Origin of the sequence: Pectobacterium colocasium, assembly GCF_020181655.1 — a bacterium.
Lineage (GTDB): Bacteria > Pseudomonadota > Gammaproteobacteria > Enterobacterales > Enterobacteriaceae > Pectobacterium > Pectobacterium colocasium.
On record NZ_CP084032.1, the window covers coordinates 2,170,533 to 2,195,323 of the forward strand.

Here is a 24,791-nt window from a genome sequence, read left to right on the forward strand (position 1 = left end):
TTGCCGCGTTACGATGCTCATAAATGAGCATCGCCCTAAAGGGCTAACGCTTCGCGTTATTCAAAACGAACTCGTTTTGTCCTGAAACTCGAATTATTTAGGGTATACGGGAAAGCTTAACTGGCCTTTTTCACACGAGGCAGGTCAAACGCTTTGCGTAACTCACACACGAAGTTCTGATCCTGGCAGATGGTTTTACCCGGACTATCGGAGAGCTTTGCCACCGGTTTGCCGTTGCATTCCACCAGTTTGATGACGATATTCAGCGGTTTCACGCCGGGGATATCGCATGTCAGGCGCGTGCCGATACCAAACACCAGATTCACGCGTTGCCCGAAATGACGGTACAGCGTCAGCGCTTTATCCAGATTCAGATTGTCGGAGAAGACCAGCGTTTTGCTCATTGGGTCGATATTCAGGCGCTGATAATGTGCAATGGCTTTCTCTCCCCAATCGACCGGATCGCCGGAATCGTGACGCAGCCCCTGATAGGCTTCAGCGAACGGCAAATCGAAATCACGCAGGAAGGCGTCCATGGTGATGCAGTCGGTTAATGCGATGCCTAAATGCGAGGGATATTCATGCAGCCACATTTGCAGTGCGGCGCGCTGGCTGTTGGCCAGTGTTGGGCTGATTTGCTGATGAGCCTGAAACCACTCGTGCGCCTGTGTGCCGACCGGTGTGATACCCAAACGGCGTGCCAGATCGTAATTACTGGTGCCGATGAGGTAAGGGAAATCAGCTTGCAGTGCCGTCACAATCGTCTGCTGGACATCACGAGAGAAACGCCGACGCGTGCCGAAATCCATCAGCTTGAAGCGACTGAGATCCACATCCGCGCTGTTTTGGCGGAAGCTCTCCAGCGAGGCGGAGAGTCGGGCGAGAGCCTGCTCGGTTGTGACGTCGGGCGAGCGATGCCGATGCACGACTTCACTGATGACCGCCAACAGGGGAACTTCCCACAAAATCACTTCACGCCACGGTCCGGTGATGCGGATATCCAGCTTGCCAGCGTTATTCTTGATCGAAACCTGCCGCGGATTAAAGCGAAAGCCTCGCAGCCAGTGCAGGTAATCCGGCTTAAAGAACGGCAGAGAAGAAAGATAGGTAAACTCGTCATCACTTAATGACAAGAAGCGCATCAGATCGACCTGATGGGCTATTTCGTCGGCGTAAACGCCTAATAACTCATCACCGCGGCAGCGAAATTCAGCTGCAACGTCAACATCATAATAGTGATGATACACCGCCTGTTGCATGTGCAGCTTGTAGGCGTCGGTATCCAGCAATGCGTGTAGAATCGGGGAAGTGTGCAAAGTCATAATGCGTTACAGCATCCTCGTAAGATGCATATCCACCATCGGGACAATCAGCAATGTCCGGCCAGTATACCTTGATTATCCGTTTATTACATTACGACAACATAGCGAGACGTGCGGGCGCGAACCACGGTACGATGATTATCCTCATTATTTTGTCGTGGTAACATTAAGATAACAGGCTTAGACTTGATCTTTGATGCTTATGACGAGGTGGAAACTTTATATGAATCAACAGCCGCAAATAAAATATCGCCATGACTACCGTGCGCCGGATTATACCATTACCGATATTGCACTGGATTTCGATCTCCATGCCGAGAAAACGCGCGTAAAAGCCGTGAGTCAGGTGGTGTTGCAAGGGGAGGCTGGCGCGCCGTTGAAGCTGGATGGGGAAGGGCTGGTTCTGATCGGGCTGAGCGTTGATGGGCAGCCGTGGACACATTATCAGCAGCAGGACGATGGCCTGATCCTGACGCAACTCCCTGCGCGTTTTACGCTCAGCATCGAAACGGAAATCAATCCCATCGCCAATAGCGCGCTGGAAGGGCTATATCAATCCGGTGAAGCCCTGTGTACGCAGTGTGAGGCCGAAGGTTTCCGTCATATTACCTACTATCTTGACCGGCCGGATGTGCTGGCAAAATTCACTACGCGCATTACGGCGGATAAAGCACGCTATCCTTATTTACTCTCTAACGGCAACCGCATGGCGCAAGGGGAGCTGGAAGGCGGCCGCCATTGGATTGAGTGGCAGGATCCATTCCCGAAACCGGCCTACCTGTTCGCGCTGGTTGCCGGCGATTTTGATGTCCTTCAGGATCGTTTCACGACACGTTCTGGCCGTGATGTGGCGTTGGAGCTGTACGTTGACCGTGGCAATCTCGATCGTGCCGGCTGGGCGATGACTTCGTTGAAGAATGCGATGAAGTGGGACGAAGAGCGCTTTGGCCTGGAATACGATCTCGACATTTATATGATCGTTGCTGTTGATTTCTTCAACATGGGGGCGATGGAAAATAAAGGGCTGAACGTATTCAACTCTAAATACGTGCTGGCCAAGGCAGAAACTGCGACGGATAAAGATTATCTGAACATTGAAGCGGTGATCGGCCATGAATATTTCCACAACTGGACGGGTAACCGCGTGACCTGCCGCGACTGGTTCCAGCTTAGCCTGAAAGAAGGGCTGACGGTGTTCCGCGATCAGGAGTTCAGTTCCGATCTGGGATCGCGTCCGGTGAATCGTATTGATAATGTGCGTGTCATGCGCGGCGCGCAGTTTGCCGAAGATGCCAGCCCGATGTCGCATCCGATTCGTCCCGATCAGGTGATCGAGATGAATAACTTCTACACGCTGACGGTCTATGAAAAGGGATCGGAAGTGATCCGCATGATGCACACCTTATTAGGTGAAGACGGTTTCCAGGCAGGTATTCGTCTGTATTTTGAGCGTCATGACGGCAGTGCGGCAACCTGTGATGACTTTGTGCAGGCAATGGAAGACGCCTCCGGTGTCGATCTCACGCAGTTCCGCCGTTGGTACAGCCAGTCAGGTACGCCGGTGCTGACCGTGCGTGATGACTACGATCCGCAGACGCAACAATATCTGCTGAGCGTGAGCCAAATGACGCCCGTTGGTGCCGATAAACAAGCCAAACTGCCGCTGCACATTCCGCTGGATATCGAACTGTACGATCCGCAAGGGCAGGTGATTCCGTTACAGAAAGACGGCCAACTGCTGGCGTCGGTGCTTAATGTCACCGAATCCGAGCAAACGTTCATTTTCGATCAGGTGCCTTGCCGTCCGATTCCTTCTTTATTACGTGAGTTTTCTGCGCCAGTAAAACTGAACTATGCCTGGAGCGATGAACAGCTGACGTTCCTGATGCGTCATGCGAGCAATGCGTTCTCACGGTGGGATGCAGCACAGAGCCTGTTGGCTAACTATATCCGTCTGAACGTTTCCCGTTATCAGCAGAAGCAGCCGCTTTCCGTGCCGATGCATGTCGTCGATGCTTTCCGTGGCGTACTGCTGGATGAAAAACTGGATCCGATGCTGGCCTCTCAGATTCTGACATTACCAAGCGAAAATGAGATTGCCGAGCTGTTTGACGTCATCGATCCGACGGCGATCGCCGCTGTACGTGAGAGCATGACGCGCACAATAGCGAAAGAGATGGCGGATGAGTGGCTGGCGGTGTATCACGCCAATCAGGCACCACAGTATCGCATCGAGCACGCGGATATGGGTAAACGTGCGCTGCGCAACGTCTGCCTGCATTATCTGGCATTTAGCGATGAAGCGCAGGCGAATAAACTGGTGCAGGCGCAGTTCCGTCAGGCGGATAACATGACTGATTCGCTGGCCGCGCTGTCGGCGGCGGTTGAGGCACAGTTGCCAGTGCGTGATGAATTGCTGACGCAGTTTGACAACCGCTGGCATCAGGATGGTTTGGTTATGGATAAATGGTTTGTGCTGCAAGCCACTAGCCCGGCCGCCGATGTGCTGACCCGCGTGCGTGAGTTGCTGCAACACCGTTCATTTAGCCTGAATAACCCTAACCGTCTTCGTTCGCTGGTAGGGGCGTTTGCGGCCGCTAATCCGTCGGCTTTCCATGCTGAAGACGGCAGTGGTTATCGCTTCCTGACGGAGATTCTGAGCGATCTGAACACCCGCAATCCGCAGGTCGCGGCTCGGGTGATCGAACCGTTGATCCGCCTGAAACGCTATGATGCTAAACGTCAGGCGCAAATGCGTCAGGCGCTGGAGCAACTGAAGACGTTGGAAAATCTGTCCGGTGATTTGTTCGAGAAGATCAGCAAGGCACTGCAAGACTAATCCTGCCACGCTATTAGCACAGCCACACGCGGTATCCTGCCGGGTGTGGCATTCTCTCTTATGCCATTTCTCACTTCCGCAAACGTTTTACTTTCCGCAGAGATGGCACTACCATCACCGACCGTGAATTCATAATCTTAGATTGTGACGATTATTTTTTGCGGAATGATAACGGTGGTAGGGGATAGAAGAGTAAAGCGTCCGCGCCAGGGATGGCGCGGCTCGAGCTTACAGGGATGTACTTGCAGCGTCTTTACGATCTATCCCTTACCACAGCGTGACGTAACGTTATTATCAAGCGCTAATCCACTATTGCTTACTTTCAGCGTAGGCAAGATACCTTTGCGATAGGGATCTCAGGAGACAATATGTTCTATCCCGTTATCAAAAAAGCCCTGTTTCAGCTCGATCCAGAGCGTGCACATGAGCTGACCTTCCAACAATTACGCCGTATTACCAACACGCCTTTTGAATTTCTCGTCCGTCAGTCTGTTCCGACTAAGCCGGTTACCTGCATGGGATTATCTTTTAAAAACCCACTTGGTCTGGCGGCGGGATTAGATAAAGACGGCGAATGTATTGATGCATTAGGCGCAATGGGGTTTGGTTTTATTGAAGTAGGGACGGTAACGCCGCGCCCACAATCTGGTAATGATAAGCCGAGATTATTCCGCGTAGTGGAAGCGGAAGGGTTGATTAACCGGATGGGTTTCAATAATAAAGGCGTGGATTATCTGGTTGAGAATGTAAAGCAAACGCGCTTTGGCGGTGTATTAGGGATCAACATCGGCAAGAATAAAGATACGCCGGTTGAGCAAGGTAAAGACGATTATTTGATCTGCATGGATAAGGTTTATCCCCACGCTGGCTATATCGCGATCAATATTTCGTCACCCAATACGCCGGGGTTACGCAGCCTGCAATATGGTGAAGCGCTGGACGATCTTTTGCTGGCGATAAAGAACAAGCAGGCGGAATTAAAAGAGAGACATCAGAAATATGTCCCCGTGGCGGTAAAGATCGCGCCGGATCTTTCTGAAGAAGAATTGATCCAAATTGCCGATAGTCTGGTTCGGCATAACATCGACGGGGTGATTGCCACGAATACCACGCTTGATAGAAAACTGATTCAGGGATTAAACCACTGTGGGCAGACCGGGGGATTAAGCGGTCGTCCATTGCAGACCAGCAGCACGGAAATTATCCGCCGTTTGTCACAGGAATTAGCCGGACGTTTACCGATTATTGGCGTTGGCGGAATTGATTCTTTGGTCGCCGCACGTGAAAAAATGGCGGCTGGTGCATCGCTGGTACAGATATATTCTGGCTTTATTTTCCACGGTCCTCGTCTGATTAAAGATATCGTTACACATATTTAATCCGACATTCCTTTCATTTTTAGCTGGGGGTTTATTTATCCCCCCAGCTAGTCTATATTTTATCCGTTTGCGTAAATAATCTATCAACCGATGTCTGATTTTCTTACCGCGACGTTTATGTCGATGAACACTTAATGAAGTGTAAGAAAACACAATCAGCCATTTCTGATATTTCTACTGTGAAGACGAAGGGTAAATAATATGAAGTTAAAACCTGACGATAACTGGCGCTGGTATTTTGATACCGAACACGATCGCCTGATGTTGGATCTGGCTAACGGCATGTTATTCCGTTCTCGTTTTCCCTCTAAAATGTTAACGCCGGATGCTTTCAATGAATGTGCTTTCTGCGTTGACGACGCCGCGTTATTTTTTACTTATAACGACAAATGCCAGAGAGCGGCGTTGCACCGCGACCTTCAAGGCGAATTAGTCTTGAACGCGCTGGTGGCGACCCGATTCCTCAAACCGTTAATGCCGAAAAGCTGGCACTTCATCCAACAGCCGGATGCTGTGACCCATTCGCCGCAGGCGGGGGATATTGTGCAGGTACAGCTCACTGAGACCCATGAAACGGCCTGTTTTCTGGTGGCGGAAGCAGGAGATAAAGCCTGTCTCTGCTTGCTGGCGCAAGAACAACTGTCATTAAATGGGAAGGCGATGGGGTTGGGTGATGCCATAAAAATCATGCACGACAGATTAATGCCTGCCGCTGTGCAGAATAGCGTTGAGTGGGAAACCACATTGGGTGAAGGCACGTCGGCATTTGAGTACGCCAAGGTCGTCTAAACCCTCGGCTATACCCGTCATACTTCACGCTGCATGTGCGTTGGCTTGTCTTTGGTTATTACAGTACAGAGGTTATTGCAGTACAGATGCTTTTCTATTGCAAATGAAGGTCACTCTGCGGAATACAGCTACAGCTAAGAATTTCGCCGTTTCCTTTGATAGCGCTTTGCTTCAGTGCGGAAACCTCCCCGCTGACTAACGTCAATTTACAGCACCCGCATAGTCCTGCCCGGCAAGAATAGGGGACGCGAATGCCCTGTTGCTCCAACTGCTCCAGCAAAATCTGCTGATTGTTCCCTTGTAATATTTTTCCCTGATAGTGAAGGGTGACAGCCTGTTCACTTTTTTCGGGAACCGCAAGGCTTTCGACCACCTGACCTGAACCGTAAGGACGTGGCGGTTTGGTGGCTAAGACTTCCAGCGTGTCACCTACGCGAATGATGCCCGTATTTCTGGCGACCAGATTTTGTCCAAAATCAACGTCGCCGTTTTCCGCAGTGCGGAACGATTGCAGCGTTGCCAGCGGTTCTCCTGATGGGTGCTTACGGCCACGTTCGATGCTGACGGTGGTGAAAATACAGCGGCTACAGGGTTTGACGACGTCAAAAATAACCTCGCCAATACGAATAGTCTTCCAGCTATCTTCGGCAAAGGCGTCCGCGCCTGTCACCACCAGATTGGGGCGAAATTGCTCGATTTTAATGCCGGCGGGGCAACGCTGGCGTAACGCCTGAAATGAGGCGTCATTGATTAACAGAAACGGATAGCCGTCAGCAAATGCCAAAGGCACTTCTGGATAATGCTTAACCCGTCTCGACGGTTCATTGCCCACCCAGCGCAGTTGGACGGCGCGCTGAAAATAGTGGCTTAACCAGACATTGATGGAATCAGGAGCGACGAGTGCCGTAAAGTGCGTTCCCCACACCTCTGTCGGCTGCGGTGCTGCGGTGAAGTCGGCAAAACGTATGGTGGCGGTTTGGCCATCCGGCGCGGCAATAAACAGCCCGTCCGGCAGCAGCGCCGGTGTAAACAACACCATTTGTGGATACTGGCGAGCGGTAATAAAGGTTCCATCAAGTTCGGTAATCATAAAGGCACGATCGTTCGCCAACCCGCTGACAGATGCCATCGCGTGGGACAGTTGTAGCCCTCGCATTGATTTTACCGGATGAATATAAAGCCGCGTTACGCCAATCACTGACCTGTTCCTCGCCAAAGTAAAACGGCAACTTTATGACAAGCGTCTCGGATTAGCTATAATGCGCCTCAATTTCTTTTATGAATCTATTTTTGGTGATAGTGACGACATGAATGCTTTGTTTGCCAGCACGGCGCGGGGACTGGAAGAGTTATTAAAAAGCGAACTCGAATCATTGGGTGCGCAGTCCTGTACAGTGGTGCAGGGTGGTGTCCATTTTGAGGGTGATAACCGCCTGATGTACCAGAGCCTGCTGTGGAGCCGTCTGGCGTCGCGCATTCTGCTACCGCTGAATGAATTCAAGGTACACAGCGACCTGGATTTGTATCTGGGCGTGCAGGCGATTGACTGGTCAGCGGTTTTCAGCATCGATAAAACCTTTGCCGTCCATTTTACCGGCACCAATGAAGATATCCGCAACAGCCAGTACGGCGCGTTAAAAGTCAAAGATGCGATTGTGGATAGCTTTACGCGCAAAACCGGACAGCGGCCCGATGTGGCAAAGCAGCAGCCGGATATTCGTATTAACGTCTTTTTACAGCGTGATACAGCGAGTGTCTCGCTGGATTTAAGCGGCGAAGGGTTGCATCAACGTGGCTACCGCGATCTCGCGGGGCTGGCACCGCTGAAAGAAAATCTGGCTGCGGCGATTGTGTTACGTTCCGGCTGGCAAAACGGCACGCCGTTGGTCGACCCGATGTGTGGTTCCGGGACGTTGCTGATCGAAGCGGCGATGATAGCTGCCGATCGTGCACCCGGTTTACACCGTACGCACTGGGGATTTAACGCCTGGTTAAAACACGACGCCGAACTCTGGCGCGAGGTGACGGCGGAAGCACAAGTGCGCGCCCGTCAAGGCTTGCAGGCAACGACCTCACGCTTCTTCGGATCGGATAATGACCGCCGGGTGATTGATATCGCTAAGGCCAATGCACGTCGTGCAGGCGTAGCTGAACTGATTTCTTTCGGTGTAAAAGATGCGGCACAGCTCCATAACCCGTTGCCGGAAGGCCCTAAAGGTACGGTCATCAGTAACCCGCCTTACGGTGAGCGTCTGGAAAGTGAACCCGCACTGATTGCCCTGCATAATATGCTTGGTCGTAAAATGAAAAGTGATTTTGGCGGCTGGCAGCTCTCGCTGTTCAGTGCGTCGCCGGAGCTGTTGAGCTGTCTGCAACTGCGTGCTGAACGCCAATTCAAGGCGAAAAATGGCCCGTTAGACTGCGTACAGAAAAATTATCAACTGGCAGAAACGCAAAGTGCATCCGCAGGGCAAATCGCGGAAGATTTTGCCAACCGCCTGCGTAAGAACCTGCGTAAGCTGGAGAAATGGGCGGGTCAGCAGGGTATTGAATGCTATCGCCTCTATGATGCCGATTTGCCTGAATATAATGTGGCGGTTGACCGCTATGGCAGTTGGGTGGTTGTACAAGAGTACGCGCCACCGAAAACCGTTGATGCGCAAAAAGCCCGTCAGCGCCTGTTTGATGTTATTAACGCGACGCTGAGCGTGCTGGAATTGCCGTCAAACCGTTTGGTGCTGAAAACGCGTGAACGTCAGAAAGGCAAAAACCAGTATGAGAAGCTGGCGCAGAAAGGCGACTTCCTGCTGATGGAAGAGTTTGGCGCCAAGCTGTGGGTCAACCTGACCGATTACCTCGATACCGGTTTGTTCCTCGATCACCGTATCGCCCGTAAAATGCTGGGTGAGATGAGCCGTGGCAAAGATTTTCTCAATCTGTTTGCCTACACCGGCACGGCGAGCGTACACGCCGGATTGGGCGGCGCACGTTCAACGACCACTGTCGATATGTCACGTACCTATCTGGAATGGGCGGAGAAAAACCTGCGGGTGAATGGCCTGACCGGACGTCAGCACCGCCTGATTCAGGCGGATTGCCTGTCATGGTTGCATAATGCGAATGAACAGTTTGATGTGATCTTCATCGACCCGCCGACCTTTTCTAACTCAAAACGGATGGAAGAATCGTTTGATGTCCAGCGCGATCATCTGGCGCTGATGAAGGATCTCAAACGTCTGCTGCGTCGTGGCGGCACCATCATGTTCTCGAATAATAAACGTGGCTTCCAGATGGATAGCGCTGGTTTGGCCGCGCTGGGGCTGAGCGCGAAAGAAATCACCGCGCAGACCCAGTCACAGGATTTTGCCCGTAATCGTCAAATTCATAACTGCTGGCTGCTGACGCACGCCGGTGAGGAAAAGTAACCGATGTCTTTAATCAGTGTTTCAGGTGCGTGGCTGTCGTTCAGCGATGCACCGCTGTTGGATAACACCGAACTCCATATCGAAGAGAATGAGCGCGTTTGTCTGGTTGGGCGCAACGGTGCGGGCAAATCAACCCTGCTGAAAATTCTGGCCAAAGAGATTCCGCTGGATGATGGCCGCATTACCTATGAACAGGATCTGATTGTTGCACGTTTACAACAGGATCCTCCCCGTGATGTCGCGGGCAGCGTCTTTGATTTTGTCGCCGAAGGGGTCGCTGCACAGGCTGACTACCTGAAAAATTATCACGCCATGCTGCGTTTGGTAGAAAGCGACCCGAGCGAAAAGAACCTGAATCAACTGGCTAAGTTACAGGACGTTCTGGAGCATCAGGGTTTGTGGCAATTGGAAAGTCGCATTCACGAAGTGCTGGAACAGCTTGGCCTGTCCGCTGATGCGCCGCTGGCGTCACTTTCCGGCGGCTGGCTGCGTAAAGCCGCACTCGGCAGAGCGCTGGTGAGTTCGCCGCGTGTACTGTTGTTAGATGAACCGACTAACCATCTGGATATTGAGACGATTGACTGGCTGGAAACTTTCCTGAAAACGTTCCAGGGCAGCATTATCTTCATCTCCCATGACCGCTCGTTTATTCGCAATATGGCGACTCGTATTGTCGATCTCGATCGCGGCAAGCTGGTTTCCTGGCCGGGTAACTACGATAAGTATCTGGAAGGAAAAGAAGAAGCGCTTCGGGTGGAGGATCTGCAAAATGCGGAATTCGATCGCAAGCTAGCGCAGGAAGAAGTGTGGATCCGTCAGGGCATCAAGGCCCGCCGTACCCGTAACGAAGGCCGTGTGCGTGCGCTGAAGGCCATGCGTCAGGAACGCGCACAGCGCCGCGAAGTGATGGGCTCGGCGAAAATGCAGGTTGAAGAGGCCGCCCGCTCTGGCAAGATTGTGTTTGAGCTGGAAGACGTGAACTATCATGTCGATCAGGGTGCGCAGGGGGATAAGAAAGTCCTGACGCGCCATTTCTCCGCTCAGGTACAGCGCGGCGACAAAATTGCGTTGGTGGGGCCGAATGGCTGCGGTAAAACCACGCTGCTAAAATTGATGCTGGGTGACCTGGAACCGGTCAGTGGACGCGTGCACTGTGGCACGAAGCTGGAAGTGGCCTATTTCGATCAGCACCGTGCCGAACTCGATCCAGAACGTACGGTGATGGACAACCTGGCGGAAGGCAAACAAGAAGTGATGGTCAACGGCCGCTCACGTCATGTATTGGGCTATTTACAGGACTTCCTGTTCCATCCGAAACGCGCGATGACGCCGGTAAAAGCGTTGTCGGGTGGGGAACGTAACCGCCTGCTGCTGGCGCGTTTGTTCCTCAAGCCCAGCAACCTGTTGATTCTTGATGAACCAACCAACGATCTGGACGTGGAAACGCTGGAACTGCTGGAAGAGTTGATCGAAAGCTATCAGGGAACCGTTTTGCTGGTCAGCCACGATCGTCAGTTTGTTGATAACTCGGTGACCGAATGCTGGATCTTTGAAGGTGAAGGCAAGATTTCTCGTTTTGTCGGCGGGTATTACGATGCACAGCAGCAGCGTGCCACAGCAACGCCACTGCGAACGGCAGCAGCGCCAACGCCAGCGGCAAGCACGACGGCAACGAGCACCGCACCGTCCGCTAAACGAAGCACGGGAAAATTAAGTTATAACCAGCAGCGCGAATTAGAGCAGTTGCCACAGCGCCTTGAGCAACTGGAGCAGGACATTGCGTCGCTACAGGCGCAGATGAATGATGCGGGTTTCTTTAGCCGTCCACGTGAAGAGACACAGCAAGTCTTAAACGCGCTGGCGGAAGCGGAAAGCGCGTTGGAAACCTGTTTCGAACGTTGGGAAGAGCTGGAAGCACAGAAAAACGGCTAATTCATTCAGATTTCTGGCAAGCTTATTTCTCGAACGAGAACGGTGATAATGGGATAGAAGAGTAAAGCGTTTGCGCCAGGGACAAAAACGTCAGGAACGTTTTTGAACGTCGCTAGCGACGGCCCTAAAAGGGTGAATCTCAGGGATGAGATTCATATCTGCGCAATCCGAGCGTACAGGGACGTATTTACAGCGTCTTTACGATCTACCCATTATCACCGCACGATGTACTTTACCTGTGCACTTATGGCATTGGTGACGATGCTTTCAGTCAGAAGCTGACGAGTTTTGAAGGAGAGGATGTATGTGTTCCCATCACGATCGGCATGACTGTCATCTTCAACACGATCCTCATCATGATGACTATATGCTTTGCCCGCAGTGTGACCTGCTGGTGGAGTTGCCTGAACTTTTGCACGGTCAGAAGGCGACCTGTCCGCGTTGTAAAACGGCGCTAACCAGCAGACAGACGGAACCGCGCAAACGGCCGGTTGGCTACGCGCTGAGCGCGCTATTCATGCTATTGCTGGCAAACCTCTTTCCCTTCGTTTCTATGCGCGTGGCGGGCATCACTAGCGAAATTACCCTGATACAGATTCCTAAAGTGATGGTGGCAGAAAATTATGCCAGCGTCGCGACGCTGTTTATGCTATTTGTGCAACTGGTTCCGGCCTTAAGTATGGCGACCCTTATTCTGCTTTGCTTGCATGCCTCGCTGCCGCTGGCGTTGAAAAAAAGCATGGGCAAGATGCTATTCCATCTTAAGAGCTGGGGTATGGCGGAGATTTTTCTGGCTGGCGTGCTGGTCAGTTTTGTTAAACTGATGTCCTATGGCGATATCGGTATCGGCACCAGTTTTATGCCTTTTGTCCTGTTCTGTGTATTGCAACTGCTGGCTTTCCAAAGTCTCGACCGTCGCTGGTTATGGAATGACATCGTGCCGCCTCCTTCCTTGCCTGCGCCCCCTGTCTTGGGGGAAAGTGGGCTGTCACAAGGGCTGCGTTCGTGCTCATGCTGCACCGCTATCCTGCCAGCCAACCAGTTAACTTGCCCGCGCTGCCACTCACGTGGACATGCTCGTAAGAAGCATAGCCTGCAATGGACACTGGCTCTGCTGATCACATCTGTGATGTTGTATATCCCCTCTAATCTGATGCCGATTATGGTGACCGAAGCCTTCGGCGATCGCATGGGATCGACGATCATGTCGGGCGTCATCCTACTGTGGGGGATGGGGTCTTACCCCGTTGCAATGGTCATTTTTGTCGCTAGCGTCATGGTTCCATCGCTAAAAATGTTGGCGCTAGGTTGGCTTTGTTGGCAGGCCAACGGCAAAACCAAAAACACGGAGGACAGCGAGCGGATGCATGTCATCTATGAGATGGTTGAGTTTGTCGGACGCTGGTCGATGATTGATGTGTTCGTGATTGCCGTCCTGTCTGCGATGGTGCGGATTGGTCGACTGATGAGTATTTATCCCGCCGTTGGGGCGGTGTTGTTTGCGGCCGTGGTCATTTTGACCATGTTTGCCGCGATGATGTTTGATCCCCGTCTGTTGTGGGATCGTCGCAATGATGTTCTTCATAAGGAGCCTGCCGTTGGCGAAAAATAATCATGCCGTTGCGGATGTAGAAACGATTAAACGCTGGTCGCCGGTCTGGATTGTGCCGATTGTCACGGTGCTGATCGGCGCCTGGATACTGTTTTACCATTTCAGTCATCAGGGGCCGCAAATTACGTTGATTACCAGCAACGCTGAAGGCATTGAAGCGGGCAAAACCGCGATCAAGAGCCGTAGCGTAGATGTTGGGGTGGTTGAAAGCGTGGTGCTGAGCGACGATCTTCATCGGGTACAGATTAAAGCTCGTCTGAATGACGGCATGGAGAAACTGTTAAAGCAGGACTCTGCTTTCTGGGTGGTGAAACCGAAAATTGGTAGCGAAGGGGTTTCCGGTTTAGGGACTCTGTTATCCGGCGCTTATATCGAGTTGCAGCCCGGAGTCCATCAGGAAGATAAACGCGAGTTTACCCTGCTGGATGCTCCGCCGCTGGCCTCGCCGGATGCGAAAGGCATCAGGGTGATACTGGACAGTGAACAATCCGGGCAATTGAATGCGGGCGATCCGGTTCTGTTCCGCGGCTATCGGGTGGGGTCGGTGGAAACCAGCGCATTTGATCCGAAAGCGCGTAAGATGCGCTATCAGCTGTTTATCTCTGCACCGTATGACGGTCTGGTCACGACCAATGTTCGTTTCTGGAAAGACAGCGGCGTCGCGTTTGATATGTCGGCACAGGGAATGCGTGTCGAAATGGGCTCGCTGACCACGTTGTTCAGCGGGGGCGTCAGTTTTGACGTGCCTGCTGGATGGGAACTGGGCGATGCAGCCCAGACCATGGCGCAGTATCGACTGTTTGATAGCCAGCGCAGCATTCAGGACTCGCTATACACCGAATATAAAGAGTATCTGCTGTTCTTCAGCGAATCGATTCGTGGTCTACAGGCGGGCGCGCCGGTTGAATTTCGTGGTATTCGTCTGGGCACGGTTGCCGAAGCGCCATTTTTCCCAAAAAATATGAAGCAGGATCTGGATGATGATTATCGTATTCCGGTACTGATTCGTATTGAACCTGATCGCTTCGAGAAGAAGATTGGTGGCTCTTTCGACTTTGAACAGCATCTGAAGCAGGCGCAATCGCTGGGGCTACGCGCCTCGATGAAGTCGGCTAACCTCCTCACGGGAGCGCTCTATATCGATCTCGATTTTTATCCAAAAGAGAAAGGGGATAAACCGCTGTTCGTTATGGATGGCTACCCGGTTCTGTCGACCATTGACGGCGGCCTGTCGCAGATTCAGCAGAAGCTTATGGCGGTGTTAGATAAGGTGAACAACCTACCGCTGAATCCGATGGTCAATGAAGCGACGAAGACACTGACGGAAAGTCAGGCCACGCTGCGTGAAATGCAGAAAACGCTGGCGACGTTAAACAAGCTGACGTCCAGCAAAGCGATGCAGGATCTGCCTGAAGACATGCAAAAAACGCTGCTTGAACTGAATCGCAGTATGAAAGGCTTCCAACCCGGCTCGCCGGCGTATAACAAGATGGTGGCGGATATGCAGCGCTTGGATCAGGTGTTACGGGAGCTACAGCCTGTGCTACGCACCCTGAATGAGAAAAGTAACGCGTTGGTGTTTGAAGCCTCGGGTAGTCAGGATCCTCAGCCGAAGAGGGCAAAATAATGATGAAAGCATGGACACTGGCTTTGGCGCTGGTATTGAGCGCGTGCAGCAGTAGCAATACCCAGAAAACGTATTATCAGCTACCGACAATAGCAGATACCAACACGACGCAGGCTGCGGTGACTCAGGGACACCCGCTTTGGGTTGAACATGTCAGCGTGGCGGACTATCTCGTCAATGCAGGCTTGGTCTACCAGACTAACGATGTGCAGTATGTCATTGCCAGCAACAACCTGTGGGCCAGCCCTCTGGATCAGCAATTACAGCAGGCACTGGTGACGAACCTGGGGCATAAACTGCCCGGTTGGGTCGTGACCACACAGCCGCAGGGAAGCGATCAGGCAGTGCTGAACGTTGCGGTTACGGGCTTTCACGGTCGTTATGATGGCAATGTCATCGTGCGTGGAGAGTGGATGCTGACCTATCAGGGGAAAGTGGTTAAGCGCCCCTTTAGCGTCGTGCTGCCACAAACGGAAGACGGTTATGACGCGCTGGTCAGAACGTTGGCGCAAGGTTGGCAGCAGGTTTCTCAGTCGGTTGCCCAGCAGGCCGCGACGCTGAACTAGCTGTTACTTGGCAATAATCGTTGCAGGTGCTCGGTATCGTCCGATCATAATTTGAAACAGCGGCGTTTCTAAAAAAGCAGGCCTCTAAAGATGTAATGCTGTGATTGCATTACGTTTTTAGAGGTTTTTTATTATTTTCAATTAGTTACGATTTTCTACTGTTGAGTGAGGAAAATTCCTATTTTGGATCACAAATATGACACTGGCGTGAATTTTGCGCCTTGACCTTTGGCGACAGAATCGGTATTGATAGTCTGTGGTTGCTTATAAAGTAATCATTGTTTTCTTTCCACCAGATAAATAATGAGGGAAATAAGGCATGAAGAGACAGAAACGCGATCGCCTGGAACGGGCTCATTCACGTGGTTATCAAGCAGGTATTGTCGGTAGACCGAAGGAATTTTGTCCTTATCAATCTATTAATGCCCGGTCTTACTGGTTGGGAGGCTGGCGAAAAGCCATGGAAGACAGGGCTGTTACCGCTTAGCGCGCCTTGTCATTAGAAGGAACGCCTCCGCTTTTGCGGAGGCTTTTGTTTTTTAGCGGCGAAATACGCTGATTCTTCTTCTCTCTGTTCATCGATGTCGATCCATCGATAGATACGACTCATGAACACCATCAACGAACGCGATAGATAAACACGATCGGCAAACCGATGGGACCTCAGATAACAATCTGGGGCGTTGGTCATTTCTGTAACGTTATTTACCTGTTAATTTCGATTTCGATCATTTTTATCACTTTTTTCTGTCTTTACTGCTCGATATCGTCTTTAAATTGAGCGAATAGGATAATTTTTCATTATTTATTGTTAAAAAATCTATCATTACTCTCTGGATGGTATGGTTCAGGACGGCAATGTAGTGTAATTTTTTGTTCGGAATTTTCTGAAAAGCGGTTAGGGAGAAATATATAGTGAAATTACGAACCAGAATTGCACTGCTATGCGGTACAACCTTATTAGGGATGTTAATTTTATCTGCGGTAGCGCTGAATACGCTCTATAACACGATGATGAGCGAACGCATCGGTCAGCTTTCTACCTTAGTTGAACTGGCTCATTCGGCGGCACAAAAGGCGTATGATCTTGAGAAAAGCGGTCAACTGTCGCATGAGGAAGCGGAAAAAGAGGCCAAGCGCACGATCGGCCGTTTCCATCAGGGCGATCGCTATTTCTTTGTGCGCGGTTATACGAATGATGTGAACTACGTTCATCCTAACCCTAAACGTATTGGCATCGTCGACGCCAATGGCGGCAAAGAAGCAGGAGAACGCTACCGCGCTTCGCTTCAGGGCAATACGATCGGCACCGTGATTGCAGAAGGAACGCGTCCGGGGCAGCAGAATAAGGTTGAGAAACTTTATGCCGTCATGAAATTCGAGCCGTGGGATTGGACGATTGGCTACGGTGATTACATTGACGATATCCAGCAAACATTCTGGCGTAATGCACTGATCCTGTTGTCCTTAGGGTTGGTTCTGCTGTTAATCATCTCTGCGTTTGCGTGGAACATGTTGCGTACGCTGATGCGCCAGCTCGGCGGTGAGCCGCAGTATGCCGTGGATGTTGTACGCGAAATTGCGGAAGGTAATTTACGCGTCGATGTTGAAACAAAGCCGGGCGATCAAACCAGTATTCTTTACGCTATCCGCGCGATGCGCGACAACCTGTCTCATTTGGTTAATCAGGTGCGCAGCAGTACCAATTCCATTGCTACCGCTTCAACGCAGATCGCATCAGGTAACGGCGATTTGTCTGCTCGTACCGAATCGCAGGCCAGCGCATTAGAACAGACGGCGGCGGCAATGGAACAGCTGACCGCGACAGTGAAACAGAATGCGGACAATGCACGCTATGCGAATGAACTCGCGGTATCGGCGTCGGATGTGGCTGTGCGCGGTGGTGACGTTGTCAGCCGCGTTGTCGTGACGATGGATTCCATCAGCCTATCATCACGCAAAATTGTGGATATCATCGGTGTTATCGACAGCATAGCTTTCCAGACCAACATTCTGGCGTTGAATGCGGCGGTAGAAGCGGCACGCGCTGGTGAACAGGGCCGGGGCTTCGCCGTGGTCGCGAGTGAGGTTCGCACGCTGGCACAGCGTTCAGCATCTGCTGCCCGGGAAATTAAAGGCCTGATTGATGACTCTGTGGCCAAGGTGGGCGAGGGCACGGATTTCGTGAAGCAGGCGGGCGATACGATGAATGAGGTGGTTGAAAGCGTGCATCGCGTCACGTCTATGATGGGCGAAATCAGTGTGGCAAGCGCAGAACAGCGCTCTGGGATTGAACAGGTCAATCTCGCGATATCGCAGATGGATCAAAGCACTGAGCAGAATGCGGCACTGGTTGAAGAAGCGCTGGCCGCAGCGAGATCGCTGAGTGAACAGGCGCAGGAGCTGTCACGCACCGTTGAACAGTTCCGCGTTGATGAATCCGCAGGCAGCTATCTGGCGTTGGGGGCAAGATAGTTGCCATAAACTGGCGGGGTTCAGGTATCCGGCTGACCCCCGTCAAGGCTTCTCATCCGTCCCATCACCATAAAAGAAAACGCCCCTGACTTACGTCAAGGGCGTTTGGGATGAGTATATTGGGGGGATTGACTCGCGGCGTCCTGCCGCTCGCCCTGCGGGCCGCCGTTGGCGGTCCAAAACGCCAATCCTGTCGTTTTGTCGAACCCTGTCAAGGCTTCTCATCCGTCCCATCACCATAAAAGAAAACGCCCCTGACTTACGTCAAGGGCGTTTGGGATGAGTATATTGGGGGGATTGACTCGCGGCGTCCTGCCGCTCGCCCTGCGGGCCGCCGGTGGCGGTCCAAAACGCCAATCCTGTCGTTTTGTCGAACCCTGTCAAGGCTTCTCATCCGTCCCATCACCATAAAAGAAAACGCCCCTGACTTACGTCAAGGGCGTTTGGGATGAGTATATTGGGGGGATTGACTCGCGGCGTCCTGCCGCTCGCCCTGCGGGCCGCCGGTGGCGGTCCAAAACGCCAATCCTGTCGTTTTGTCGAACCCTGTCAAGGCTTCTCATCCGTTCCAGCACCATAAAAGAAAACGCCCTTAACTTGCGTCAAGGGCGTTTTCTTTTATATGGCGGTGAGGAAGGGATTCGAACCCTTGATACGTTTTCACGTATACACACTTTCCAGGCGTGCTCCTTCAGCCTCTCGGACACCTCACCGGGGTCTCGCCGTCTTACATCTCAGCGGACGGCGCTAATGTAGGTAAATTGCCGAACAGCGTCAACAAACTTCTGCATTCAATGCGCGCAATTAGCTAAAGTTAACGCAATTTGTTGCTTTGCTCACCGTTTTTGCGCTCGCCTTCCATTCATTCCCCGTCGTGACGCAAAAAACTGATGTTTCATTTGTGTTAATCATGCGTTGTAATTTCGCTCACTGGCTGCGGAATATCCCTGAAAATGGTATGCTGCCTTGCAAACGTTGACTCAGGAGAATCTATGTATCCCGTCGATTTACATATGCACACCGTTGCCAGTACGCACGCTTACAGTACCCTGCATGATTACATTGCTGAAGCTCAGCAGAAGAATATCCGCCTGTTCGCCATTACCGATCATGGCCCGGATATGGCGGATGCACCGCATTACTGGCACTTCATGAATATGCGCGTTTGGCCTCGTCTGGTTGATGGCGTAGGTATCCTGCGCGGTATCGAAGCGAATATTAAAAACATTGAAGGTGAGATCGACTGCACCGGCCCCATGTTGGATCAGGTGGATGTGATTATCGCGGGCTTTCATGAGCCGGTTTTTCCACCACAGGATAAAGATACGCACACTACGGCGATGATCGCGACTATGGCACGCGGCGACGCACATATCATTAGCCACCCCGGTAACCCAAAATTTCCTGTCGATATCCGCGCAATTGCGGAAGCCGCGGCGAAATACAATGTGGCACTGGAGCTGAATAACTCCTCTTTCATGCATTCGCGCAAAGGCAGTGAACCAAACTGTCGGGCGATTGCGGAAGCCGTTCGTGATGCAGGTGGATTACTTTCTTTAGGTTCTGATTCCCATATTGCGTTTTCTCTGGGAGACTTTACCCACTGTGAACGTATTTTGCAGGAAGTGAATTTCCCGCAGGATCGGATATTGAATGTAAGCCCTCGGCGCGTGTTGGATTTCCTCGAACAGCGTGGAATGCCGGTTATCGCTGAGCTTGCTGATTTGTGACGCTGTCACTTAAAGGGATCGTCACATAAAGGCATCGTCACTTAAAAATAAATAGGGTTATCAATGAACGAGTTTTCTATTGTGTGCCGCCTATTGGGCACGCTGTTTTATCGCCAGCCGCAGGATCCTTTGCTGACGCCGCTGTTCACGCTGATTAAAGAGGGGAAATTGGCGCAGCATTGGCCGCTGGAGCAGGATGCCTTGTTGGCCCGTTTGCAAAAGGGATTGGATTTACCCGCAATGGCGGCGGATTATCAGGCACTGTTTGATAGTGAAAACGGCTCGGTGTCGCCGCTGCGCTCATCCTATGACAGCGATGCGGATGATGCGGAAATTCGTACTTTTCTACAACAGCGCGGTATGCCGTTAAATGACGGCGCGGTTGGTCATTTCGGCAGCTTGCTTCTTGCGGCGTCATGGCTGGAAGATCAGGCACAAGAAGACGAAACGGCGGCGCAGATTACCCTGTTTGATGAGTATCTCTTGCCGTGGAGCGATCGTTTTCTCGGGAAAGTGGAAAGCCACGCCACCACCGCATTTTATCGTACGCTGGCAATAGTGTGCCGTGAAGCGCTGGAAGCCATGCGAGATGAACTGGGTGAAAGCGATGAAGAAGAAGACGAGTCGGAAGCAGAAGAATAATCCGCGGGTATGAAACCTCGCAGTATGAAAACGAGTACGCCGATAGCAGACACGATGTGTGCTATCGGCGAGTAGGCATTAGTCAGTAAACAGGATAACGATCTGGCCAGGTTTGATTTCGATGCCTTTCGCCATCTTCTTCGCCAGTGATTCTGTTGTGCTCTTATCCGCATTCAACACGTAAGCCGGTTTTTGGTCAAAATAGCTTTTCAGCGATTGATTGAGGTAAGGGCTTAGCGTTTTCATTATCGTCTGCATTTTTTCAGGCTGTACCGTGTAATCAACCAATTCCATGTCTTTCAGGTAAATCGCGCCCTGCGCTTTATCAAATACCGGCTGCGCTTTTAGCGTCAGTTTCATATCGGCGGCCTGATTGCCCAACAGGGATGAAATATCGACCTTTGCATTGCCCGCTAACGTGACTTTCCCCGGTTCTGCCCGACCAATCTGGCTGGATAGCTCGGTTAAAACGATATGCGCATCCACCACGCCAGGCACGCCCAGCTCTTTCTGGTAATCATTGTGTTTTTGCAGGTACTCATTCACTTCCTGTTCACTGAGCGTGTATTGCGTGAGTTTATTACAGCCGCTGAGTGTAAAAGCCAGCAGCACTGCGGCCGCGGCCATCCATCCTGATTTTTTCATTATTCTGACCTCTTAATGCTATTGACGCGCACAACCCACCCATCGGTGGCGTGTGTTCATACGGGCAATCTATTTGTGTTAGCAACCAACACGATTACGCATCGGCAGCGTGCGCCTGATGCACAGGGTAAACAATAGGATAGCACTGAAACAGCAGAGAAACGCCGCTTCAGGACGAAGCGGCGGAGTAAATCGAAGGATTAGATTGCCAGGCTGCTGAGCAGCGTTACCTGAGTCTGTTTCGCCATGTTATCCCGATAGTCTGCAACGCGCGAAGGAGGCGTGACGCCCGCCACGATAGACAGCGAGCGGAGCAGTGGGAAGAGGTCGATATCATCTGTCGATAGCTCGCCGTTACAGGCGTTTGGTTGGACAATCAGCGGATCCAGATCCTGTAAGTCATTGTTCAATTTCTTAATCAGCCCCTGAGAATGGCTCAGGTGATCGGCAAAACTGCCTAGCTGGGCTTCCTTCTTATTAATAAAGTATTGCCGGGCGGAAGCGGAGGCAAATTCTTCAAAGGCTGCCTGAGCAAAGCGGGGGATAATCAGGCGTGGCGTATATTCGGTAACTTTACGCAGCCATGCGGCGATGGCGGGGTTGGTGGAACCGGTCAGCAGCGGCTTGCGGTCATAATGATCAATGAAATGAACAATGTCCATGCTTTCAGGCATGTGGCTGCCATCGTCTTTTTGCAGAATAGGCACCATTTTTTGGCCGATTAACCGCTCTGGTGTTGCGGCATCATCATTCGCCAGTATTTGCAGTTCGACAGGGAGATTCTTCAGGCCGAAGATCATGCGCGCCTTAACGCAGTAGGGACAGTGATCGTAAATGTAGAGCTTCATACGTCGTCTCCTAAATTACAGGTTTTAGACAAAGACCGCAGGGCGGCCACGCGTGTAACCCATCATCAAACAAGGTGAACCGAACGTGCGAGAAGGCTCGCGACGAAACAATTGTTTGAATGTATTAGGAAAGTATAGGAGGGCTTTACCGACGAGATCAAACTCGCCGGTAAAATTCAGACTAATGACCACCCAACATCGCAGGCTCTATGCGGCGTTGATTGAACTGCCAATACAGGGCGGCTAACGTCAGGAACCCGATAGTACCGAGCATGAACCACGGCAGTTCCGGCTGGTTCAACGCATGTCCGGTATCGAACAGCCAACCGCCGCCGCTATAACCAATCGCACCACCGAGCGCCAGCCCAAGCCGACTGAACCCCATATAGCTCCCTCTGGCTCTGGAATCCGCCAGCGAGGCGCTCAAGGTTTCACGCGCGGGTTCGGCGATAATCGAACCAACGTAAAACAGGCTGATTAGCAGCAGCAGGGTTTGCAGTTCTGTTGTCATCCCAATGGGGAACATGCTGACGGACATGATAAAAAGCCCCGCCATCAGACGTTGTTCCAGCCGGAAACGTTTCTCACTCCAGCGGGCGATAGGGTACAGCAGCGTCAACGACAGCGTTGCTTCAATGGCGTACATCCATTTCACCGCAGACGGCGTTCCGGCGATTTCGTTGACCATAATCGGCAGCATTAACAGCACCTGCACGGCCAGCATGTAGTAGCCTGTTAGGGTTAATACATACATGAGAAAACGACGGTCGCGAATAACGCGCGTCAAACCTTCCACTATCGGCGTTTTGACCGTTGAGATGCGATAGGCTGGCAGCAGCCAGGCATTGAGCGCTGCCGCGAGCACGAAGATGACGGCACCCGCCCAGCAGACGATCTCAAAATCGTACTGGAGCAACCAACTGCCGATAAGGGCGCCGATAACGGCACCTGCGCTGTCCTGCATCATTAACAGCGAGTAAAAACGGCCACGTTCCTGCGGGCGCACCAGTTTGATAACCAGTGCGGTGCGCGGCGGGTCGAAGAGCGTGCCGCCGAGACCGGACAGTGCGCAAGACAGCCAGAGTAGCCAAGGCTCGTCGGCAATTGCCATGAACACAAAACCGGAGGCGCGTAGCAGCATCCCGGTAATAATCATCGGTTTGGCACCAAAACGGTCAGCAATGGCCCCGCCGAAAATACCGAGCCCTTGCTGAATAAACTGGCGCAATCCTAACGCGATACCGACTAATAATGCCGCCCAGCCGAGATCGTCGACAAAACGAATGGAAATAAGGGGAAAGACAACAAAGAATCCCAGAACCACCAGCATATTATCGAGTAATAAAAAATATTTACCCAAGCTCCGAGCTTGCGACATCAGAGGCATGTTTCACCACAACGAAGAAAGGAGGAAAATAACAGACGTGACTATTTTGTACTCTAATTCGACTTTGGTATAGCCTATTGTTGGATAATATTTTTTTATCGATTTAACGTTATCCGAGTAGCATTTCGGCGAGAAAAAATGGCTTTCCTGATTCAACTGCGCAATAACTCGGCGACGAGGATTTTACGTCTCTGAATTTATGTGGTTATAGTAAGGATTATCGGAAATGCCGATATTTTCTGCTTATGTGGAATAGTGATTTTTTCAGCGGCGATTAATTTTACTTATCGATAACATGGAGAGGCAGGGGGAAAAATGTTTGGCTATCGTTCAACGCCAGCAAGAGTGCAATTGACAACCGACAGGCTGGTGGTGCGTCTGGCCCATGAACGTGATGCATGGCGTCTGGCTGAATACTATTCTGAAAACCGTGATTTCCTTAAGCCGTGGGAACCCGTGAGAGACGCCAGCCATTGCTATCCATCAGGCTGGCAGGCGCGGCTGAGCGTGATTAACGATATGCATAAGCAGGGCAGCGCCTATTACTTCCTCCTGTTGGATCCGAATGAAAACGAAGTGTACGGCGTGGCGAATTTCAGCAACGTGCTACGGGGATCGTTTCATGCCTGCTATCTGGGCTATTCGCTTGGCCAAAAATGGCAGGGACAGGGGCTGATGTACGAAGCGCTGCAACCGGCAATACGTTATATGCAGCGTCAGCAGCATATGCACCGCATCATGGCTAACTATATGCCGCATAACCAGCGTAGTGGGAATTTGCTGGCACGTTTGGGGTTTGAACGTGAGGGTTATGCGAAGGATTATCTGCTGATTGACGGCAAATGGCAGGATCATGTATTAACCGCGCTGACCAACGCCGAGTGGAAGTCTCCGCGTTAAGGAAAAATGATGAAATTCCAATTGGATGCTCGTGAAGCCCGCGTGATTGGCTGCATGCTGGAAAAGCAGATCACCACGCCGGATCAATATCCGATGTCGTTAAACGGCATCACCACGGCTTGTAATCAGAAAACCAACCGCGAACCTGTGATGGAACTGAGTGAAAGCGAGGTGCAGCAAACGCTGGATTTACTCGTGAAGAAGCATTTTCTGCGCACGCTCAGCGGTTTTGGTAATCGTGTCGTGAAGTATGAACATCGTTTTTGCAATTCTGAATTTGGCGACCTGAAACTGTCACCAGCGGAAGTGGCGTTGGTGACAACGCTGCTTTTGCGAGGCCCTCAGACGCCAGGTGAACTGCGTACGCGCGCGGCCCGACTGTATGAATTTTCAGATGTCAGCGAGGCTGAATCCACGCTTGAACAACTACAGCAGCGCGACGATGGGCCGTTTGTCGTCCGACTGGCGCGGGAAGCGGGTAAGCGAGAGAGCCGCTATCGACACCTTTTCAGCGGTGAAGCCACTGATGCGGCGACGCTTGATGCGGAAAGCGCAAACGATGATTCACATACGCTGACCGAACGGGTTGAGGCGTTGGAAAAAGAGGTCGCTGAACTCAAACGTCAGCTTGCCGCGCTGTTAGCGTAATCAATCGGTATCAGGGAGAAAAATC

Annotated in this window: 19 protein-coding genes and 1 tRNA gene; 14 read left to right on the forward strand and 6 right to left on the reverse strand. The window is 51.7% G+C overall.

The features are described 5' to 3' along the window. Window positions 1-116: 116 nt before the first annotated feature. Entirely contained in the window at window positions 117-1,322 is a 1,206-nt protein-coding gene (gene pncB / locus LCF41_RS09775) for a nicotinate phosphoribosyltransferase (protein WP_225087873.1), read from the reverse strand. Window positions 1,323-1,545: 223 nt separating this feature from the next. On the opposite strand from pncB, the gene pepN reads away from it, so the two are divergent. The 3 genes from pepN (at window position 1,546) to LCF41_RS09790 (ending at window position 6,329) form a co-directional block, all read left to right on the forward strand. Further along, the gene (pepN, locus tag LCF41_RS09780; protein ID WP_225087874.1) at window positions 1,546-4,161 is read left to right on the forward strand and encodes an aminopeptidase N; all 2,616 of its coding nucleotides are present in this window, start codon (window positions 1,546-1,548) and stop codon (window positions 4,159-4,161) included. A gap of 368 nt (window positions 4,162-4,529) precedes the next feature. Next, window positions 4,530-5,540: a quinone-dependent dihydroorotate dehydrogenase gene (pyrD, locus tag LCF41_RS09785; RefSeq protein WP_225087875.1), complete on the forward strand. Its 1,011-nt coding sequence runs from the start codon at window positions 4,530-4,532 to the stop codon at window positions 5,538-5,540. Window positions 5,541-5,741: 201 nt separating this feature from the next. Next, window positions 5,742-6,329, forward strand: coding sequence for a cell division protein ZapC (locus LCF41_RS09790; protein WP_225087876.1), 588 nt, complete (start codon window positions 5,742-5,744; stop codon window positions 6,327-6,329). A gap of 94 nt (window positions 6,330-6,423) precedes the next feature. On the opposite strand, the gene LCF41_RS09795 is transcribed toward LCF41_RS09790, so the two are convergent. Next, window positions 6,424-7,527 (reverse strand): YcbX family protein, encoded by a 1,104-nt coding sequence (locus LCF41_RS09795; RefSeq protein ID WP_225087877.1) that lies wholly within the window; start codon window positions 7,525-7,527, stop codon window positions 6,424-6,426. 109 nt (window positions 7,528-7,636) lie between these two features. Between LCF41_RS09795 and rlmKL the strand changes: the two genes are divergently transcribed. The 7 genes from rlmKL (at window position 7,637) to LCF41_RS09830 (ending at window position 17,966) form a co-directional block, all read left to right on the forward strand. Continuing rightward, window positions 7,637-9,754, forward strand: a complete 2,118-nt coding sequence (gene rlmKL, locus LCF41_RS09800; protein ID WP_225087878.1) for a bifunctional 23S rRNA (guanine(2069)-N(7))-methyltransferase RlmK/23S rRNA (guanine(2445)-N(2))-methyltransferase RlmL — start codon at window positions 7,637-7,639, stop codon at window positions 9,752-9,754. Between the two features lie 3 nt (window positions 9,755-9,757). Further along, window positions 9,758-11,686, forward strand: a complete 1,929-nt coding sequence (locus LCF41_RS09805) for an ABC transporter ATP-binding protein (protein ID WP_225087879.1) — start codon at window positions 9,758-9,760, stop codon at window positions 11,684-11,686. Between the two features lie 304 nt (window positions 11,687-11,990). Beyond that, a complete protein-coding gene (gene pqiA, locus LCF41_RS09810) occupies window positions 11,991-13,298 on the forward strand; it encodes a membrane integrity-associated transporter subunit PqiA (RefSeq protein WP_225087880.1) in 1,308 nt (435 codons plus the stop codon). After that, window positions 13,285-14,925, forward strand: a complete 1,641-nt coding sequence (gene pqiB / locus LCF41_RS09815) for an intermembrane transport protein PqiB (RefSeq protein WP_225087881.1) — start codon at window positions 13,285-13,287, stop codon at window positions 14,923-14,925. Before pqiA ends, pqiB begins: the two co-directional genes overlap by 14 nt. Then, window positions 14,925-15,491, forward strand: a complete 567-nt coding sequence (pqiC, locus tag LCF41_RS09820) for a membrane integrity-associated transporter subunit PqiC (protein ID WP_225087882.1) — start codon at window positions 14,925-14,927, stop codon at window positions 15,489-15,491. The genes pqiB and pqiC overlap by 1 nt, the downstream gene beginning before the upstream one ends. Before the next feature lie 319 nt (window positions 15,492-15,810). Further along, window positions 15,811-15,978 carry a ribosome modulation factor gene (rmf, locus tag LCF41_RS09825; RefSeq protein WP_010276992.1) on the forward strand — a complete coding sequence of 56 codons (168 nt, stop codon included), beginning with the start codon at window positions 15,811-15,813 and terminating at the stop codon, window positions 15,976-15,978. Window positions 15,979-16,406: 428 nt separating this feature from the next. Then, entirely contained in the window at window positions 16,407-17,966 is a 1,560-nt protein-coding gene (locus LCF41_RS09830; protein ID WP_225087883.1) for a methyl-accepting chemotaxis protein, read from the forward strand. A gap of 623 nt (window positions 17,967-18,589) precedes the next feature. Here LCF41_RS09830 and LCF41_RS09835 read toward each other — a convergent pair. Beyond that, a tRNA-Ser gene (locus tag LCF41_RS09835) sits at window positions 18,590-18,679 on the reverse strand. 279 nt (window positions 18,680-18,958) lie between these two features. Between LCF41_RS09835 and LCF41_RS09840 the strand changes: the two genes are divergently transcribed. Continuing rightward, window positions 18,959-19,696 carry a phosphatase gene (locus LCF41_RS09840; RefSeq protein ID WP_225087884.1) on the forward strand — a complete coding sequence of 246 codons (738 nt, stop codon included), beginning with the start codon at window positions 18,959-18,961 and terminating at the stop codon, window positions 19,694-19,696. A gap of 63 nt (window positions 19,697-19,759) precedes the next feature. After that, window positions 19,760-20,338, forward strand: a complete 579-nt coding sequence (locus tag LCF41_RS09845; protein ID WP_225087885.1) for a TorD/DmsD family molecular chaperone — start codon at window positions 19,760-19,762, stop codon at window positions 20,336-20,338. 78 nt (window positions 20,339-20,416) lie between these two features. Here the strand turns inward: LCF41_RS09845 and LCF41_RS09850 are convergent, their stop codons facing one another. The 3 genes from LCF41_RS09850 to mdtH form a co-directional block, all read right to left on the reverse strand. Further along, window positions 20,417-20,983 carry a lipoprotein gene (locus LCF41_RS09850; protein WP_225087886.1) on the reverse strand — a complete coding sequence of 189 codons (567 nt, stop codon included), beginning with the start codon at window positions 20,981-20,983 and terminating at the stop codon, window positions 20,417-20,419. 200 nt (window positions 20,984-21,183) lie between these two features. Further along, the gene (gene grxB / locus LCF41_RS09855; protein WP_225087887.1) at window positions 21,184-21,831 is read right to left on the reverse strand and encodes a glutaredoxin 2; all 648 of its coding nucleotides are present in this window, start codon (window positions 21,829-21,831) and stop codon (window positions 21,184-21,186) included. Between the two features lie 181 nt (window positions 21,832-22,012). After that, entirely contained in the window at window positions 22,013-23,218 is a 1,206-nt protein-coding gene (mdtH, locus tag LCF41_RS09860; RefSeq protein WP_225087888.1) for a multidrug efflux MFS transporter MdtH, read from the reverse strand. 315 nt (window positions 23,219-23,533) lie between these two features. On the opposite strand from mdtH, the gene rimJ reads away from it, so the two are divergent. Both rimJ and LCF41_RS09870 read left to right on the forward strand, forming a co-directional pair. After that, window positions 23,534-24,118 (forward strand): ribosomal protein S5-alanine N-acetyltransferase, encoded by a 585-nt coding sequence (gene rimJ, locus LCF41_RS09865; RefSeq protein ID WP_225087889.1) that lies wholly within the window; start codon window positions 23,534-23,536, stop codon window positions 24,116-24,118. 9 nt (window positions 24,119-24,127) lie between these two features. Next, entirely contained in the window at window positions 24,128-24,766 is a 639-nt protein-coding gene (locus LCF41_RS09870) for a YceH family protein (protein WP_225088141.1), read from the forward strand. Window positions 24,767-24,791 lie beyond the last annotated feature (25 nt).

Bases quoted from the DNA above. Each gene is read 5' to 3' on its own strand.
- mdtH (WP_225087888.1), bottom strand. From the start codon at position 23,218: ATGCCTCTGATGTCGCAAGCTCGGAGCTTGGGTAAATATTTTTTATTA.
- rlmKL (WP_225087878.1), top strand. From the start codon at position 7,637: ATGAATGCTTTGTTTGCCAGCACGGCGCGGGGACTGGAAGAGTTATTA.
- pqiA (WP_225087880.1), top strand. From the start codon at position 11,991: ATGTGTTCCCATCACGATCGGCATGACTGTCATCTTCAACACGATCCT.
- LCF41_RS09840 (WP_225087884.1), top strand. From the start codon at position 18,959: ATGTATCCCGTCGATTTACATATGCACACCGTTGCCAGTACGCACGCT.
- pyrD (WP_225087875.1), top strand. From the start codon at position 4,530: ATGTTCTATCCCGTTATCAAAAAAGCCCTGTTTCAGCTCGATCCAGAG.
- LCF41_RS09870 (WP_225088141.1), top strand. From the start codon at position 24,128: ATGAAATTCCAATTGGATGCTCGTGAAGCCCGCGTGATTGGCTGCATG.
- LCF41_RS09850 (WP_225087886.1), bottom strand. From the start codon at position 20,983: ATGAAAAAATCAGGATGGATGGCCGCGGCCGCAGTGCTGCTGGCTTTT.
- pncB (WP_225087873.1), bottom strand. From the start codon at position 1,322: ATGACTTTGCACACTTCCCCGATTCTACACGCATTGCTGGATACCGAC.
- rmf (WP_010276992.1), top strand. From the start codon at position 15,811: ATGAAGAGACAGAAACGCGATCGCCTGGAACGGGCTCATTCACGTGGT.
- rimJ (WP_225087889.1), top strand. From the start codon at position 23,534: ATGTTTGGCTATCGTTCAACGCCAGCAAGAGTGCAATTGACAACCGAC.
- LCF41_RS09790 (WP_225087876.1), top strand. From the start codon at position 5,742: ATGAAGTTAAAACCTGACGATAACTGGCGCTGGTATTTTGATACCGAA.
- grxB (WP_225087887.1), bottom strand. From the start codon at position 21,831: ATGAAGCTCTACATTTACGATCACTGTCCCTACTGCGTTAAGGCGCGC.
- LCF41_RS09845 (WP_225087885.1), top strand. From the start codon at position 19,760: ATGAACGAGTTTTCTATTGTGTGCCGCCTATTGGGCACGCTGTTTTAT.
- pepN (WP_225087874.1), top strand. From the start codon at position 1,546: ATGAATCAACAGCCGCAAATAAAATATCGCCATGACTACCGTGCGCCG.
- LCF41_RS09805 (WP_225087879.1), top strand. From the start codon at position 9,758: ATGTCTTTAATCAGTGTTTCAGGTGCGTGGCTGTCGTTCAGCGATGCA.
- pqiC (WP_225087882.1), top strand. From the start codon at position 14,925: ATGATGAAAGCATGGACACTGGCTTTGGCGCTGGTATTGAGCGCGTGC.